Raw genomic sequence first — 14,985 nt, 5'->3', positions numbered from 1 at the left:
AAGGATCACCGAACAACGTCGCCAGCACCTCGTTACGCGAGCGCCACAACGTCACCGGATTGAGCCAGCTGAACCCCTTACGATGGGGCCTGAGCGCGGCCGAGACGGTGCTGACGGCCACCTGCGCGCGTGCTGCCACGTCGCGCAACGAGGTCATGGCGCTCCAACGGTCGATTTGAGAAGTCGAAACGTTTCGCAAACCTAAAGTCCGATTTGCGGCGTTGTCAATGGGCAGGATTGCGGACACCCGGAAGTCACCGGGGTGGCGGGTGCCATGAAGCGCCCGCCACCGCAGGTCAGTACCCGTTCAGTACACGTAAGGCCAGCCGGCCGAGTCCCAGCCGATGAGGTTCACGCCCAGTTTCGGCGTGCCGTTGTCGTTGCGGTCGTAGTAGTGGTAGACGAGCAGGTCGCCGTCCACGTCCGACATGACGCTCTGCCCGCCGGGGCCGACGACGTGGTCATGGGTCTCCAGCACCATCGTGCCGCCGCCGCTCAGCATCGAGCGGCCTGAGCGGTCCACGTACGGGCCCGTGGGGCTGGTGGAGCGGCCCACCTTGACCTTGTACGTGCTGTCCAGGCCCGCGCAGCACCGGTCGTAGGAGGCGAACAGGTAGTAATGGTTGCCGTGCCGGACGATGTCGGGCGCCTCCACCGCGTACGGCGCGTCCGGCCGGGTCACCAGGTGGTGGAGCGTGCGGTCGGAGGAGTGGCGCTTGCCGGTCGAGGGTTCGAGCCTGATCATCCTGATGCCGGTCCAGTACGACCCGAAGCTCAGCCACCACCGGCCCGAGGCGTCCACGAGCAGGTTGGGGTCGATGGCGTTGTGGTCGGAGCTCGTCGTCGTGCTGTAGACGATGCCCTGGTCGCTCCACGAGCCGGGCTGGCCGGTCGAGCTGGTGGCCAGGCCGATCGCCGAGTTGTTCGAGCCGAAGCTGGAGACCGCGTAATACATCAGGTATCTCCCGCCCTGCTGGGAGATGTCGGGCGCCCACGGGTCGTTGCCCGACGAGTACGTCCGCCACCACGACGGCGGCGTGCGGAAGGCGGAGCCGGACCTGGTGAAGTGGACGCGGTCGGTGGAGGTGCGGGCCTCCAGGTAACCGTGGGTGGAGTAGAGCACGTAGTTGGACGAGGTGCGGATCATCGTGGGGTCGTGCACGACCACGTCGCCGGTCACCCGGCCGGGGCCGGGGTAGGCGAACGCGGCTCCCATGAGCGTGAGTGCCGCCGCGATGGCGGCGACGGGACGGGACAGGCGGCGCAAGGGTCCTCCTTCGATCGGGAAAGGTGACCGCTTCGCTCCGCCGGACGCTGCGCCGGGTGCGTCGCAGGCAATGTAGGCGCGCTTTTCGGCGAGCGTCAACCCTCGTGCGGCCGGGCGTGAAACTTACATGGTCGCCGGTTCTGCGACCCTGCTGTGAGCTGGGCCGATGCGGATGCCGGCGGGCTCGGCTCTTGACGGAGCGCCTTGACGTCCTTAGCGTTCGGGCCACTTTCGACCCGCGATGTTAGCGCTAACACAAGCGCCGGCACCAGCGCCGCCGGAAGCCGCGCCGCGTCACAGGAACCGGCCGGACGCCCCCGCGTCCGGCCGCGCTCCGCCATGGCCCGGCAGCGTCTCAGCGCGGTGGGGGAGCGGTGGAGCGGCGGTGGATGAGCTCGATGGGGCCGGCCAGCACTTCGGCGACCGTCGCGTCCGGGTCGAGGCCGCCCAGCAGCGACACGCCGCGCCGGCCCAGCTCGGCGAGCGGCATCCGCACGGTGGTGAGCGCCGGGTTGAGATAGCTGGCCAGGTCGAGATCGTGCACCGCGACGATGGACACGTCGCGCGGGATCTCCAGCCCGGCCGCCCGCACGCCCTCCATCGCGCCGATGGCGGAGGCCACGTTCGCCACGAACACCGCCGTCGGCCGCTCGCCCTCGGGCGCGTCGGCCAGCAGCCTGGCCATCGCCGCGGCCCCGCCCGCCGGCGTGTAGTCGGCCGCCGTGATCGGTCCCTCGGGCAGGCCCGCGTCGCGCATCGCCGCCGAGTATCCGGCCGACCTGCGCGCGGCCGTGTCGGCGCGCGACGGTCCCGCGAGGTGCGCGATGCGGCGGTGGCCCAGGCCTACCAGGTGCTCGACGGCGAGCGCGGCGGCCCGCTGGTCGTCGAGGATGACGTAGCGCTTGACGCCCTGGCTGCGGTTGTTGAGCATCAGCCACGGGATCGCCGCCTGGTCGAGCTGCGCGGCCAGGTCCGCGTCCTCGCCCGTGCCGGCCAGCAGCAGCCCGTCGATGCGGCCCTGCCCGATGCGGTCCATGTACTCACCCAGCCCGGCCCCCGTGGCGCTGCCGGTGACCAGCACGTAGCCCCGCGCGGCGGCCTCCGCCTCGGCGCCCTTGATGATCTCGGCGTAGACGGGGTTGGCGAAGTCGGGGATGAACAGCCCGAACATGTGCGCCCGCGACGTACGCAGGCTGCGCGCCGCCACGTTCGGCCGGTAGCCGAGCTCCTCGATCGCGGCCAGCACCCGCTCGCGCGTCTCCTGCCGGATGTTGAGCGTCGGATCCTTGTTGACGACGCGCGAGACGACGGCCCTGTCGACCCGCGCCATCGCGGCGACGTCGGCGAGCGTCACGCGGGTGCGCTTCATGCCGGTGATCCCGGGCGTACGCTCCGGCCGCTGTCCATCGACCGGTAGAGCGCGTCGAGCAGGCGCAGCGTGCCGAGGTTGTCGGCGCCGGACGTCTCCGGCTCGCCGCCCTCGGCGACCGCCCGCAGCAGCGACCCCATCGGCCCGGCCACCGCGTCGGGCAGCCAGCGGCGGGTCACCGGGTACGGCAGCCACCCGTCCGTCGGCAGCGCCCGGCTGCTCACCTCCAGGGTGTCGGGACGGCCGTGCGGATAGTCGTACAGCAGGCCGAGCGTGCCCCTGATCGCGCCCTCGGTGCCGTCGACGCGGAAGGCCGCCTCGCCGTCGCCGGTGCGGTTCTCGTGGGTGGCGTGCACCAGCGCCCGCACCTCGCCCGGGTAGACCAGCGTGCTCATCGTGCGCGTCTCGCCCTTGGCGACCTGGCCCGGCGTCCGGCTGCCGGTGCAGAAGACCAGCTCGGGGTCGCCCAGGACGGACCTGATCGCGTCGAGGTAGTGGATCGAGTGGTAGACGATCTCCAGCCGGTCGGTGGTGACCAGCCAGTCCCAGGCGCTCCAGTCGGTGAAGATGTCGACGGTGAACGTCATCGCCGTCGGCTCGCCGATCCAGCCCTGCCGCACCATCGCGCGGGCGGCCGCGATGCCCTCGTCGAAGCGGAGCTGCTGGTTGACCGCGATCTTGCGGCCGGCCGCCGCGGCGAGGTCCACCAGCTCCTGGCCGGTGGCCACGTCGGGCGCGAACGGCTTCTGGCAGAGCAGGTGCTTGCCGGCCGCCAGCGCCTGCCGCGCGATGCCCGGCTGCGCGGCCGGCGCGACCGCGATGTCCACGACCTCGGCCCGCTCGTCGGCCAGCAGTTCCTCCAGCGTCCCGTACACGCGCGGCACGCCGTGCCGGGCGGCGACCTCGGCGGCGCGGCCCGCGTCGAGGTCGAACAGCCCGGTCACCTCCAGCCCGGCCTGCCGGTAGGCGGGCAGGTGGGCGACGTCCACGATGGCCCCCGCACCCACGACCGCGACCGGCCGGCGGTGCTCCGCCGGGATCGTCAGGTCGGCGGCGGCCGCGATGGGCGCGAACACGTCGATCACCGCTCCTCCATCCCGTAGCAGCGGGCGGCGGTGCCGCCGAGCACCTGCGCGCGGCCGGCCTCGTCCAGGCCCGACAGCGCGACCTGCGTCTCCCGCCACACCTTGGCGTAGTCGCCGGCCAGCGTGGCCACCGGCCAGTCGCTGCCGAACATCAACCGCTCGGGGCCGAACAGCCCGATCGCGTGCTCGACGTACGGCCGCAGGTCCTCGCCGGTCCACGTCCCGGCGTCGGCCGCGGTGTTCAGCCCCGACACCTTGGCGTACACGTCAGGGCACTGCGCCGCCCGCGCCAGCAGCGACGCCCACGGCTCCCACCCCTTGTCCTTGATCGGCGGCTTGGCCAGGTGGTCGATCACCATGCGCAGCCCCGGCACCCGCTCGGCCAGCACCGGCACGTGCTCCAGATGCCGGGGGAGCACCGCCACCACGTCGAACGGCAGCCCGGCCGCCGCCAGCAGCCGCAGCCCCTCGATCACGGGCTCCTGGAGCACCCAGTCGGGGTCGGGCTCGTCGTGGATGAGGTGCCTGATCCCGGCGAACTTGCGGTGCCGCCGGTACCGCTCCAGCGCCTCGGCCGCCTCATCGGGCCGCAGCAGCGGCACCCAGCCGACGACCGCGCCGATCACGTCGTACGCTTCCGCCTGCGCCAGCATCGCGTCGGTGTCGGCGTAGGAGTCCATCGCCTGCACCAGCACCGTGCGGTCGACGCCCGCCTCGGCGAGCTGGGGCAGCAGCTCGGGCGGCTCGAACGTACGGAAGATCGGCCCCGACTCCGGCGTCAGCCAGGGGTACGAACCCGTCTCCAGGTTCCAGAAGTGCTGGTGGGCGTCGATGACGGTCATCCAGCTCCCCTTCCCATGATCAATCGTTTGAGCGTCACAAGGTAGCAGGAGGTTGGACGAGTTCCAGCGTGATCTCGTCCGGGTCCAGGAAGTAACAGGCGTAACCGCCCTTGTTGACCCCCGCGGTGATCTCGGCGGGCGGGTTGACGAAGCGCACCCCGGCCGCCGACAGCCGGGCGTGCTCGGCCCGCGCGTCCTCGACGGTGAGCGCCAGGTGGGCGGCGCCGGGCAGGTGGCGGGCCGGGTCGCGGGGGGCGCCGCGCGGGCGTACGTACTCGACCAGCTCCAGGTCGTGCGTGGAGACGCCGCGCGGCTGCCCCGGCACGGCGAGCTGGGCCACCCGCAGCACCGCGTCGGGATAGCCGACCAGCCGCCGGGTGTAGGCGTTGTCCTGGGTCTGCGCGTGCACCAGCGTGAAGCCGAGCAGGTCGCGGTAGAAGGCCACGGACCTGTCGAGATCGGCCACCGTGAACGAGAAGTGCCAGACGCCCCTCATCCCTTCACCAGGTCCCGTACGCGCTCGGCGATCCGGGCGGCGTCCGGCACCAGCGACTCGGCCAGCACCGGCGCGGCCGGCATGCGCACGTCCGGCGTGCCGATCCTGATCGGCGGCGCGAGCAGCGGCGCCCCCGCCTCCGTGACGCGGGCGACGACCTCGGCGCCGAAGCCGCCCGTGACGTTCGCCTCGTGGACGACCGCGAGCCGGCCCGTCCGCCGGACGCCGCCGAGCACCGAGCCGGCGTCGAACGGGTTGAGCCACGGCGTCTCCAGCACCTGCGCCTCGACACCCTCGCCGGCCAGCCGCCCGGCCGCCTCCAGCACCCGGTGCGTCATCGCCCCCCAGGTCACGATCGTCACGTCCGAGCCGTCGCGGCGGGTGCGCGCCCCGCCCATCGGCTTGACCGGCCCATCGGTCTCGACCGGCTCCTTGGCGCCGAAGTACAGCGTGCGGTTCTCGATCACCAGGACCGGGTCGTCGCAGTGCACCGCCGTCACCAGCAGGTCGTAGGCGTCCTGCGGCGTGCTCGGCATGCACACCCGCAGCCCCGGCACGTGCAGGAACAGCGCCTCCAGCGACTGCGAGTGCTGCGCGCACGCGCCAGGAGCGTTGCCCTGCTGGGTGCGGATCGTCAGCGGCGCCGTCAGCCGGCCGCCCGAGACGTACCGCACGTTGGCCGCCTGGTTGACGATCTGGTCCAGCGCGACCAGCGAGAAGTCGGCCCACATGATCTCCACGATCGGGCGGCGGCCGAACATCGCCGCGCCCACCGCGCTGCCGAGGATCGCCGACTCGCTGATCGGGGTGTCGAAGACGCGCTCGCCGTACTGCCTGCGCAGTCCCCGCGTCACCCCGAACACGCCGCCCGGCACGGCCACGTCCTCGCCGTAGACCAGCGTCTGCGGCAGCTCCTCCATCACCCGGTGCAGGGCCGCGTTCACGGCCTCGCCGTAGGTCAGCTCACGCATAGAGGTGCTCCCTCGCCGTCGCCGGGTCGGCGGGCGGCGCCGCCTGCGCGGCCGCCGCCGCGGCCTCCGTCTCCTCGCGGGCCCGCCGCTCCACCGCGTCGATCTCCTGCTCAGGTACGCCGTCGGCCAGCAGGCCCGCGCGCAGCCGCGCGATCGGCTCCCTGCGCCTGATCCGGTCCAGCTCGCCCGGCTGCCGGTAGGTCTCGGCGTCGCCGATGTAGTGGCCCACCAGCCGCTCCGTCATGCACTCCAGCAGCGTCGGCCCGCCGCCCTCGCGGGCCACCTCCAGCGCGTCGCGCACGTGGAAGCGCACCGCCTCCGCGTCGTTGCCGTCCACGCGGTGGCCCGGCATCCCGTACGCGGCGGCGCGGTCGGCCAGCCGCGCGTTGCCCACCATGCCGGCGATCGGCGTCAGCTCCGAGTAGCGGTTGTTCTCGCACACGAACACCACCGGCAGCTTGAAGGCCGCGGCGAAGTTCATCGCCTCGTGCACCGCACCCTGGTTCATCGCGCCGTCGCCGAACACGCTCACCGCGACCCGGCCGGAGCCGTCGTGCCGGCCCGCCAGCGCCGCCCCGCAGGCCAGCGGCGCGCCCGCGCCGACGATCGAGTTCTCGCCGTGAAAGCCGTACTCGGCGGCCGTGAAGTACGCCGAACCGCCGCGCCCCCCGTTGACCCCGCTCGCCCGGCCCATCAGCTCCGCGAACAGCGGCTCCGCCGGGACCCCGCGCGCCAGCGCCCAGCCGTGCCCCCGGTAGGTCGCGAACAGCGCGTCCTGCTCCTCCAGCTCGCCGCACGCCCCGACCGGGATCGCCTCCTGCCCGACGCACAGGTGCACCGACCCGACGACCGGGCCCTGCGCCCGCAGGTCGCGCACCTTCTCCTCGAACGCGCGGATCCGCCACATGGCCAGCAGATCCGCCAGCCGCCGCTCACTCATGCCCGCTCCTCAGCGCTCGTTCTTCAGGCGCTCGTTCTTCAGGCGCTCGTTCTTCGGGTGCTCGTTCCTCCAGCGCTCGTCTTTGGGGCGCTTGCTGTTCGGGCGCCGGAGCGGGCTCCCGCTCTGCGGGCGCTTCCCTCCAGGTCTTGAGCGCCGCGGCGCAGATCGCCCCGGCGTCGCCGACGTAGGACTCCGGCGGGATGGGCAGCGGGCCCAGGCCCTCCAGGTCGCCAGGCCCCGCCGTCCCGCGCAGCGCGTCGGCCAGCGCCAGGCCCTGCTCGCGCGCCTCGTGCGCCGCCCGGTAGACCAGGTCGTGCGCGCGCTCCCTGCCCAGCGCCGGAGCCAGGCGCATCATGTACGCCTCCGCCATGATCAGGCCGCCCTCCGCGTCCAGGTTGGCGCGCATCGCCTCCGGATAGACCCGCAGGCCCGCCGCCACGTCGGCGGCCGTGGCCAGCGCGCCCGCGGCCAGCTCGGCCAGCAGCGGCACCACGTACCACTCCACCTGCCACTCGCCGGCCGCCCGCTCGTGCCCCGCCTCCATCGCGCGGAACAGGCCAGAGCTGAGCGCGCCCGCCGTGCCCGACATGCCGATCACGGCCTCGCAGCCGATCGGGTTCGCCTTCTGCGGCATCGTCGAGGAGGCGCCCCTGTGGTGGCCGCCCGCCTCGCGCACCTCGCCCACCTCGGTCCTCGACAGGTCAACGACCTCCCGGGCGAAGCGGGCCGCCGTCGCCGCCAGCGACGCGCACGTCACGCCGAACTCCGCCACGCCGTCCCTCGCCACGTGCCACGGCACCTCGGTCGTCCGCAGGCCCAGCTCGCGCGCCATGACCACGCGGACGTCGGAGGAGCGCTCGCCCATGGCCGCCGAGGTGCCGCCCGCGCCGAACAGCGACACCACCCGCACCTGCCGCGCGGTCGCGGCCACCCGCTCGCGCTGCCGCGTCACCTCCGCCAGCAGCACCGCCATCTTCGCCCCGAACGTCGTCGGCACCGCCTGCTGCGCGTGCGTACGGGCCGCGATGACCGTGCCCGCGTGCACGTCCACCAGCCGCGCCACCGCGTCGCCGAACCAGCGCAGCAGCTCGGCCAGCCGGTCGAGCGCCTCGCCGAGCTGCAGGGCCAGGCCGGTGTCCATGATGTCCTGGGTGGTCGCGCCGTAGTGCACGCGCCCGTCGGGGCCCTCGGGCAGCGCCGCCGCGATCATCCTGACGAGGGGGAGGATCGGGTACCCCACGTTCACCGCCTCCGACCACAGGCGCGGCAGGTCCACCGTGGCGGGCACGCAGGCCGCGTCGATGGCCGCCGCGTCCTCCCGCGTGATCACGCCGGTCTCCGCCTGCGCCCTGGCCAGCGCCGCCTCCGTACGCAGCCAGGCCACCACGGTGCGCTCGGCGGAGAAGATCTCGGCCATCGCGGGGTCGCCGAACAGCTCGGGCAGCAGCTTGAACGTCTGCCGCGTCGTTGGGGGGGTCGTCTGAGGGGTCAAGATCAGTTCATCTCCAGTCCGCCGTCGACGTTGAGCGCCTGGCCGGTCACGAACGACGCCAGGTCGCTGGCCAGGAACAACACCGCCGCCGCCACCTCCTCGGGCCGCCCCACCCGCTTGAGCGGCGAGCGCTCACCGACCTCCTTCAGGTAGCCCTCGCCGGCCCCTGGGCCGAAGCGGCGGTCGCGGTCGCTGATGATCTCCTCCCACATGGGGGTGAGGAAGACGCCGGGGCAGACCGCGTTCACCCGTACGGGGGCGAGGGCCTCGGCCGCCGACTTGGTCAGCGACAGCAGCGCCGTCTTGCTCGCCGAGTAGTGGGCCGCGTTCGGCCGGCCCGAGCGGGCGGCCACCGAGGCCAGCGTCACGATCGAGCCGGCGCCCTGCCCGGCCATCCGCCGCCCGGCCGCCTGCGTCAGCCAGAAGGCGGCGTTGAGGTTGACGTCCACGATGCGCAGCCACTCGTCGGGCTCGATGTCGAGCAGCGGCGTGGTCCGCATGATGCCGGCGCAGTTGACCAGCACGTCGAGCCGGTCGAGCCCGGCCACCAGCGCCGTGGCCTGGGCGCGGTCGGTGAGGTCGGCCGGCCGCGCCGCCGCGCCCAGCTCCGCCGCCGCCACGCTCAGGCGCGGGCCCTCGATGTCGGAGAGCACGACGTCGGCTCCCGCGTCGGCCAGGGCACGGGCGCAGGCGAACCCGAGACCGCCCGCGCCGCCGGTGACGAGCGCGGTACGGCCGGTCAGGTCGATCGTGACAGGCATCCGTTTCCCTCTTCCGGGTCAAACGTTTGACCTAACCCTAACAAGGAGCCAGCAAACGGAACAAGAGACCGTTCAATCGTTTTTATCGGTATATTTCGCCGATCGGTCATATATGTGAAACGAACCGCGCCCGCAGCAGGCGCGCGGTCAGGAAGCGTCCGCCCAGCCCAGCTCCTCGTAGAAGGCCCGGCGTGCGCGCGCGAACGCCTCCCTGTCCAGCACCGCTCCCTCGTGGGGGCCGGTCGTGATCGGCTCGTCGTGCAGGCGGGCCGGCAGGTCCTCACTCAGCCGGTCGGGGAAGTCGTCAGATGCCGCGGCCTCGCGCAGGGCGTAGCCGCGCATCCCGTCCAGGCGGGCCTGGCCGGCCGCCAGCAGGTCGTCCAGCGTGAACGGCTCCCCGAGCACGGCCGTCACCAGCGTGGTCAGGCGGTCGATGGTGAGCGGGCGGGTCGGGGTGGAGGCGAAGACGCACAGGTTGAGCGCGTCCAGGCCGCTCCACAGACGGAGCAGGCGGGCGCTGCGCCGGCCGCGCTCCTCGTTCAGCTCACCGGCCGGAGCGGGGGCGGCGCCGACCCTGGCGGCCTCGGGGAAGCTGTAGCCGAGCCCGGCGACCGGGTCGAAGTCGAGGTCGTGCTCCAGGGCGTCGTAGCGGGGGCCGCCGGGCGCGAGGGCGTAACCGAGGCCGATGCCGGGCTGCGGGCGCGGGTCGAAGCACGGCAGCTCGGCGCCCTTGGCCGTCATCGCGTACGTCCGCGCCTCCGACCCCAGGCGCCGCGCCGCCCTGGCGGACCCCTCCGCCAGCAGGTCGCCGAGCGGGCCCGACCGGGTGGCGACGTCCTCGATCAGCTCCGGCAGCGCCGCCGCGTCCCCGAACGCCGGCCCGCCCGGCAACAGCCCGTGCCCCGCGCACTCCATCGCGAAGGCCAGCGTGCCGCCGAGCGAGACCTGGTCGAGGCCGAGGTCGTTGCAGCGGGCGTTGGCGGCGAGCACGGCGTCGAGGCCGTCGATGCCGAGATTCCACCCCAGCGACAGGAACGCCTCCTGCCCCAGCCCACCGGTCCGCCCGGCGTACACCTTGAGACAGTCGTTCGGACAGCCAGGACAGGCGCCGGACGTGGCCACCGCCCGCCCGTCGTAGTCCCCCTCGACCGGGACCCGCAGCCCAGGCGGCCCGGGCACGGAGAAGTTGCGGACGGAGGCGTACCCGGGGGCGAGCGTGTCCCCGACCCACCCGGCGAACCCCGGCACGCCGGCCTGCAGCGCGGCGAGCGGATTGGTGGCGAGCGCCCCCCGGTAGCCGGCACCCAGGGCCGCAACGGTCCCAGGGTCGGCCACCTCGGCCGGCACACCGGACCCCACGCACACGATGGCCTTCAGATTCTTGGCCCCGAACACCGCACCCAGCCCATAACGCCCGGCGGCGAAGGCGTAGTCGGTGACGACACTGGCGTACCGGACGAGATTCTCGCCCGCCGGTCCGATCGCCGCCACGTGCGCATGCTCGCCGTGCCGCTGCCGCAGCGCGTCGGTGGCGGCCGCCACTCCCAGCCCGCTCAGCTCGCCGCACTCACGCACGCTCACCTCGCCGCCCTGGATCAGCAGGTACGACAACCGCTCGGCCCGCCCCGTCACCGCGAGAGCCTTGGCCCCGGCGGACCGCATCCCCGCCGCGAACGGCCCCAGCGCGTGCGCCTCCCCGGCCGCCCCGGTCAGCGGCGACTTGGCCAGGAACACCGCCTTGGCCAGCCCAGGCGCGTGCGTCCCACCGAGCGTCCCGGCCGCGACGTACAGCAGCGCGCGCGGGTCGTACGGATCGAGCCCCGGCACCGTCCGCTCACTGAGCAGCCGCAACCCCAGCACGGACCCGCCGTAGTGCCCCTTCTCCGCCGTCCGATCTTCCTTCTCGACGTTCCCGCTGTTCAGATCCACAATGAACGGCACCGCACGGCCTCCCGAACTCGGATGCTGGAATCGGGCGGCACCACATCACATACCACTGTGTCTCCGCAACCCCGCCCAGGCGCACGCCCATGTCCATTGGGTGGAAGAAGGGTGGGCAAATAGTGATAAAGAGTGATCTTCCGGGCAGTGACCGGGGTGATGTCCACCCTCGACCTCATGCTGGCGCTCGGCGGTGCCGCCGCGCTGCTCGCCGCCGTCCTCCCCGACGTGCTGGCACGTCGCCCCGTGTCGCTGCCGCTGGTCTACCTGGTGGCGGGCGTGCTGCTGTTCGCGCTGCCCATCGGACTGCCCGAGCCCGACCCGATCACCCACCGAACGGCGCTGGAGCACATCACCGAGCTGTGCGTGGTCGTCTCCCTCATGGGCGCGGGGCTGGCCATCAACCGGCGGACCGGCCCGCGCGGCTGGTCCACGACCTGGCGGCTGCTCGGCCTCGCCATGCCGATCACCGTGGTCATGGTGGCCGCGGCCGCCGTCGCGCTGCCCGGCTGGCCGCTCGCGGCGGCGCTGCTGCTCGGGGCCGTGCTCGCGCCCACCGACCCGGTGCTCGCCTCCGACGTGAGCGTCGGCGAGCCCGTGGACGCCGAGAACGCCGACGACGAGGTCCGCTTCGCCCTCACCTCGGAGGCGGGGCTGAACGACGGGCTGGCCTTCCCCATCGTGTACGCCGCCATCGCCGTAGCCGTGTCCACCGGCGCGGGCTGGCTGGGGGAGTGGGCGCTGACCGACGTCCTCTACCGCACCGCCGCGGGGCTGGCGGCGGGCCTGCTGATCGGATACCTGCTCGGCCGGCTGTTCTTCCGCGGCGCGGCGGGCGGGCCGCCCCTGTCGGAGCGCCGCGACGGGTTCGTCGCCCTCGCGGCCACCTTCCTGGCGTACGGAGTGACGGAGCTCATCCACGGGTACGGCTTCATCGCCGTGTTCGTCACCGCCTGCGCCATCAGGAGCGCCGAGCACGGGCACGGCTACAACAACGTGCTGCACGGGTTCGTCGAGCAGCTCGAGCGGCTGTTCACCGCCTGGCTGCTGCTCCTGCTCGGCGGCTTCGTCGCCACCGGCGGCCTCGCGGCGCTCACCTGGCGCGGCGCCGCCGTCGGCCTGCTGCTCCTGCTGGTGATCCGCCCGCTGGCGGGCTTGCTGAGCCAGTGGGGCGGCCGCGCCGGACCCCGGGAACGGCTGGCCATCTCGTTCTTCGGCATCCGGGGGATCGGGTCGCTGTTCTACCTGGCGTACGCGCTGGGCGTGGCGGACTTCGGCGTACCGGCGGAGGAACTGTGGGCGGTGACCGGCTTCACCGTGGTCGTCTCGGTGGTGCTGCACGGCATCACGGCCACGCCGATCATGCGCCACGTGGACGCCATCCGAGACGGCCGCGCCGCCACCTCCGACCGGTGACCCCGTCCCCTGCTCAGGACGAGCCCAGGCTGTAGGCGTACAACCGGCTCCCATCGCCGGCCCCGACGACGACCGGCCGGCCGTCCAGCTCGGCCAGTGCCAGGTCATAGAGCCCGTTCGCCACGCGAGGGCCGAGCAGGCCGATGGTCTCGCCGTCGCCGTCGACGCCGCGGTAGACGGTGCCCTGCCCGCCGGAGCCGAGCACCCCGGCGAGCCGGTGGTCGCCGATGCGTACGGGATCGGCGGGGCGGAGCTGGCGCATGTCCGGCATCCCGCCCCTTTCACGGACCCATCGCTGTGATCCATACGACAAGCCCGCCCCCGCCGGTTTCACCCGCATGCCTCGCCGCCCGCCACGCCCGCAGGACGGCCCGATACGCCGAGAGCCCCCGATCAGCGCCGGACCGAAGATGCGCGCACCCAGGTCTCCCGATCGGCCGAGCCGTTCACAGCAGCATGCGCAGCGTCGTTGACGGGGCCGCTGCGGGGCCGTTCACAGGGCCGTCGATGGGGCCGTCGATGGGGCCGTTGACGGGGGAGCCGTCCGCCGCCGCGCCCTCCCCGAACGCCGGCAGCTCCAGCACGGTGCCGTCGAAAGCGGGCAGCCGCTCCCGCAGCCCGCCGGGAACGAGTATGGTTCTGGCCCCCGAATCACGCAGGACCACCTCGATCCTGGCCGCCGGATAATCCGGATCGAGCGGCAGGTAGGCGGCGCCGGTCTTCATCGCGGCGAGCATCCCCGCCATGGTCCCGGCCGTCCGCCCCGCGACGATCGCGACCACCTCCCCGTCCTTCACCCCGCCGGCCACCCCGCCGGCCACCCCGCCGGCCACCCCGCCGGCCACCCCGCCAGGGACGCCACTCGTGCCACCGTCTGGGCCTGTGCCACCGCCTGTGCCACCGCCTGGGCCGGCGGCATTGCCCGGTCCGGCCGCGATGAGGCGGGCGAGGCGGTCGGCGGCGGCGTTCAGCTCGCCGTACGAGACGGTGCCCTCGCCGTCCACGACCGCCGCCCGCTCCGGAGCCTTGGCCGCCCACTCCTCGAACAGCACCACCATCCCGGCCCTCCCGGGCCTCTCGGACAGCGGTGAGGCGGCGCCGTTCGCCCCGCCGTCGTTCCTGTGCCGGATCGGGGTCTCCCCCTGCGGCATTTCGCGCATCGCGCCATCCTTCGTACGGACAGGCATGGCGGCCTCAACGCTGAGACCGGACCGAACGCCCGCTACGAGAACCTCCGTGGGAACGCTCCCAACAACTTCCAGGGTAGGGAGACAGGTGCTCCGCGGTCCAGCGGAACCGGCGCCTCCACCGCCCGATCACCGGGAAACGCCCCCAATGGCCCGGCTGACCAGGGCCTCCGCCGGACAACGTTTTGGCAACATTACGGAGAGCAGTACCGGCGAAGAACGGGGATCCATCCGCTTCGCTGGGAGCGCTCCCACGCCACCAGCATCAACACGCGGCCAGGACACCGGGTAGGTTCCGGAGTCATGAAGGCACGCCGCCGGCCCCGCCGGGCACCCGCGCTCGTCACCGCAGCCGCGCTCTTGCTCACGGCGGCCTGCGGCACCCCGGCCCGGAGCGTGGGCGGCGACCCGTCCCCGGCCGCCGCCAGCCCCACCACGCAGGAGCCAGAAGTCGACCGGCTCCCCGAACCGGGGAAGAAGCTCCCGAAGACCGCGGCGGACCTGGCCACCGCGATCAGCGAGACCACCAAGAAGCTCAACGAGGCCATCGACGGGTGGACGAAGAGCGACGAGCCCGAGCTGCCCGAGGACGTCGAGCTGATCGCCCTCTACCACCAGCGCCTCTACCGCTGGGCCGCCCGCCACCCCGAGGTCGCCTCCAAGGCCTTCGCCCGCCTGCCCAAGAAGCTCAAGGAGCAGGCCGGGGACAACACCTCAGCGCTGCGCGAACTGCTCGCCCTGACCCGGCCGATCAAGCCGTCCGCGGTGTTCAAGACCCGCGACGCCCGCCCGGCCGGCGAGCTGCTCGGCTACTTCAAGAAGGCCGAGCGCCGCTTCGGGGTCGAGTGGGAGGTGCTGGCGGCGGTCATGTTCGCGGAGACGAAGTTCGGGCGGGTGCGGTCGGACAGCCACGCGGGGGCGCAGGGGCCGATGCAGTTCATGCCGGCCACCTGGAAGGCGTACGGGCTGGGCGGCGACGTGCAGGACCCGCGCGACGCCGTCATGGGCGCCGCCAACTACCTCAAGGCCACCGGCGCCCCGCGCGACTACCGCAAGGCCCTGCACGCCTACAACCCGTCGCAGGCGTACGTGAACGCGATCCTGCTGCACGCCCGCCAGATCAAGCGCGACCCGCGCGCCTACTACGCCTATTACGCCTGGCAGGTCTTCGTCCTCACGACGGAGGGCGAACGCCGCCTCACGGGTCCGTGAGCGAAC

The 14,985-nt window shown here is 73.2% G+C and carries 14 protein-coding genes; 2 read left to right on the top strand and 12 right to left on the bottom strand.

Annotated features, from left to right (window positions below):
- Positions 1-307: 307 nt before the first annotated feature.
- From ABZW11_RS40100 to ABZW11_RS40055, 10 genes are all read right to left on the bottom strand, one after another.
- Positions 308-1,267: an arabinan endo-1,5-alpha-L-arabinosidase gene (locus ABZW11_RS40100; protein WP_355429617.1), complete on the bottom strand. Its 960-nt coding sequence runs from the start codon at positions 1,265-1,267 to the stop codon at positions 308-310.
- Between the two features lie 355 nt (positions 1,268-1,622).
- Positions 1,623-2,636, bottom strand: a complete 1,014-nt coding sequence (locus ABZW11_RS40095) for a LacI family DNA-binding transcriptional regulator (protein ID WP_355429614.1) — start codon at positions 2,634-2,636, stop codon at positions 1,623-1,625.
- A complete protein-coding gene (locus ABZW11_RS40090) occupies positions 2,633-3,721 on the bottom strand; it encodes a Gfo/Idh/MocA family oxidoreductase (RefSeq protein WP_355429611.1) in 1,089 nt (362 codons plus the stop codon). Before ABZW11_RS40090 ends, ABZW11_RS40095 begins: the two co-directional genes overlap by 4 nt.
- Positions 3,718-4,563, bottom strand: coding sequence for an amidohydrolase family protein (locus ABZW11_RS40085; protein WP_355429608.1), 846 nt, complete (start codon positions 4,561-4,563; stop codon positions 3,718-3,720). Before ABZW11_RS40085 ends, ABZW11_RS40090 begins: the two co-directional genes overlap by 4 nt.
- A 34-nt stretch (positions 4,564-4,597) precedes the next feature.
- Complete coding sequence (locus ABZW11_RS40080) at positions 4,598-5,059, bottom strand: VOC family protein (RefSeq protein ID WP_355429605.1); 462 nt, start codon at positions 5,057-5,059, stop codon at positions 4,598-4,600.
- A complete protein-coding gene (locus ABZW11_RS40075) occupies positions 5,056-6,030 on the bottom strand; it encodes a transketolase C-terminal domain-containing protein (protein ID WP_355429602.1) in 975 nt (324 codons plus the stop codon). The genes ABZW11_RS40080 and ABZW11_RS40075 overlap by 4 nt, the downstream gene beginning before the upstream one ends.
- Positions 6,023-6,970, bottom strand: coding sequence for a thiamine pyrophosphate-dependent dehydrogenase E1 component subunit alpha (locus ABZW11_RS40070; protein WP_355429599.1), 948 nt, complete (start codon positions 6,968-6,970; stop codon positions 6,023-6,025). Before ABZW11_RS40070 ends, ABZW11_RS40075 begins: the two co-directional genes overlap by 8 nt.
- Positions 6,963-8,462, bottom strand: coding sequence for an adenylosuccinate lyase family protein (locus ABZW11_RS40065; protein WP_355429596.1), 1,500 nt, complete (start codon positions 8,460-8,462; stop codon positions 6,963-6,965). The genes ABZW11_RS40070 and ABZW11_RS40065 overlap by 8 nt, the downstream gene beginning before the upstream one ends.
- Before the next feature lie 2 nt (positions 8,463-8,464).
- Positions 8,465-9,223, bottom strand: a complete 759-nt coding sequence (locus ABZW11_RS40060; RefSeq protein WP_355429593.1) for an SDR family NAD(P)-dependent oxidoreductase — start codon at positions 9,221-9,223, stop codon at positions 8,465-8,467.
- 147 nt (positions 9,224-9,370) lie between these two features.
- Positions 9,371-11,164 carry an aldehyde ferredoxin oxidoreductase C-terminal domain-containing protein gene (locus ABZW11_RS40055; protein ID WP_355429590.1) on the bottom strand — a complete coding sequence of 598 codons (1,794 nt, stop codon included), beginning with the start codon at positions 11,162-11,164 and terminating at the stop codon, positions 9,371-9,373.
- A 132-nt stretch (positions 11,165-11,296) separates the two neighbouring features.
- Between ABZW11_RS40055 and ABZW11_RS40050 the strand changes: the two genes are divergently transcribed.
- A complete protein-coding gene (locus ABZW11_RS40050; protein ID WP_355429587.1) occupies positions 11,297-12,580 on the top strand; it encodes a cation:proton antiporter in 1,284 nt (427 codons plus the stop codon).
- A 13-nt stretch (positions 12,581-12,593) separates the two neighbouring features.
- Here the strand turns inward: ABZW11_RS40050 and ABZW11_RS40045 are convergent, their stop codons facing one another.
- Together ABZW11_RS40045 and ABZW11_RS40040 are read right to left on the bottom strand one after the other, a co-directional pair.
- On the bottom strand, positions 12,594-12,851 hold the full coding sequence (locus tag ABZW11_RS40045) for a hypothetical protein (RefSeq protein ID WP_355429584.1): 258 nt from the start codon (positions 12,849-12,851) through the stop codon (positions 12,594-12,596).
- 175 nt (positions 12,852-13,026) lie between these two features.
- On the bottom strand, positions 13,027-13,740 hold the full coding sequence (locus ABZW11_RS40040; protein WP_355429581.1) for an AMP-binding protein: 714 nt from the start codon (positions 13,738-13,740) through the stop codon (positions 13,027-13,029).
- A gap of 330 nt (positions 13,741-14,070) precedes the next feature.
- On the opposite strand from ABZW11_RS40040, the gene ABZW11_RS40035 reads away from it, so the two are divergent.
- On the top strand, positions 14,071-14,979 hold the full coding sequence (locus ABZW11_RS40035) for a transglycosylase SLT domain-containing protein (protein ID WP_355429578.1): 909 nt from the start codon (positions 14,071-14,073) through the stop codon (positions 14,977-14,979).
- Positions 14,980-14,985: the final 6 nt, after the last annotated feature.

This window comes from Nonomuraea sp. NPDC004580, assembly GCF_040609855.1.
In the GTDB taxonomy this organism is placed as follows: Bacteria; Actinomycetota; Actinomycetes; order Streptosporangiales; family Streptosporangiaceae; genus Nonomuraea; species Nonomuraea salmonea.
This window is presented reverse-complemented; position numbering and strand designations above follow the sequence as displayed.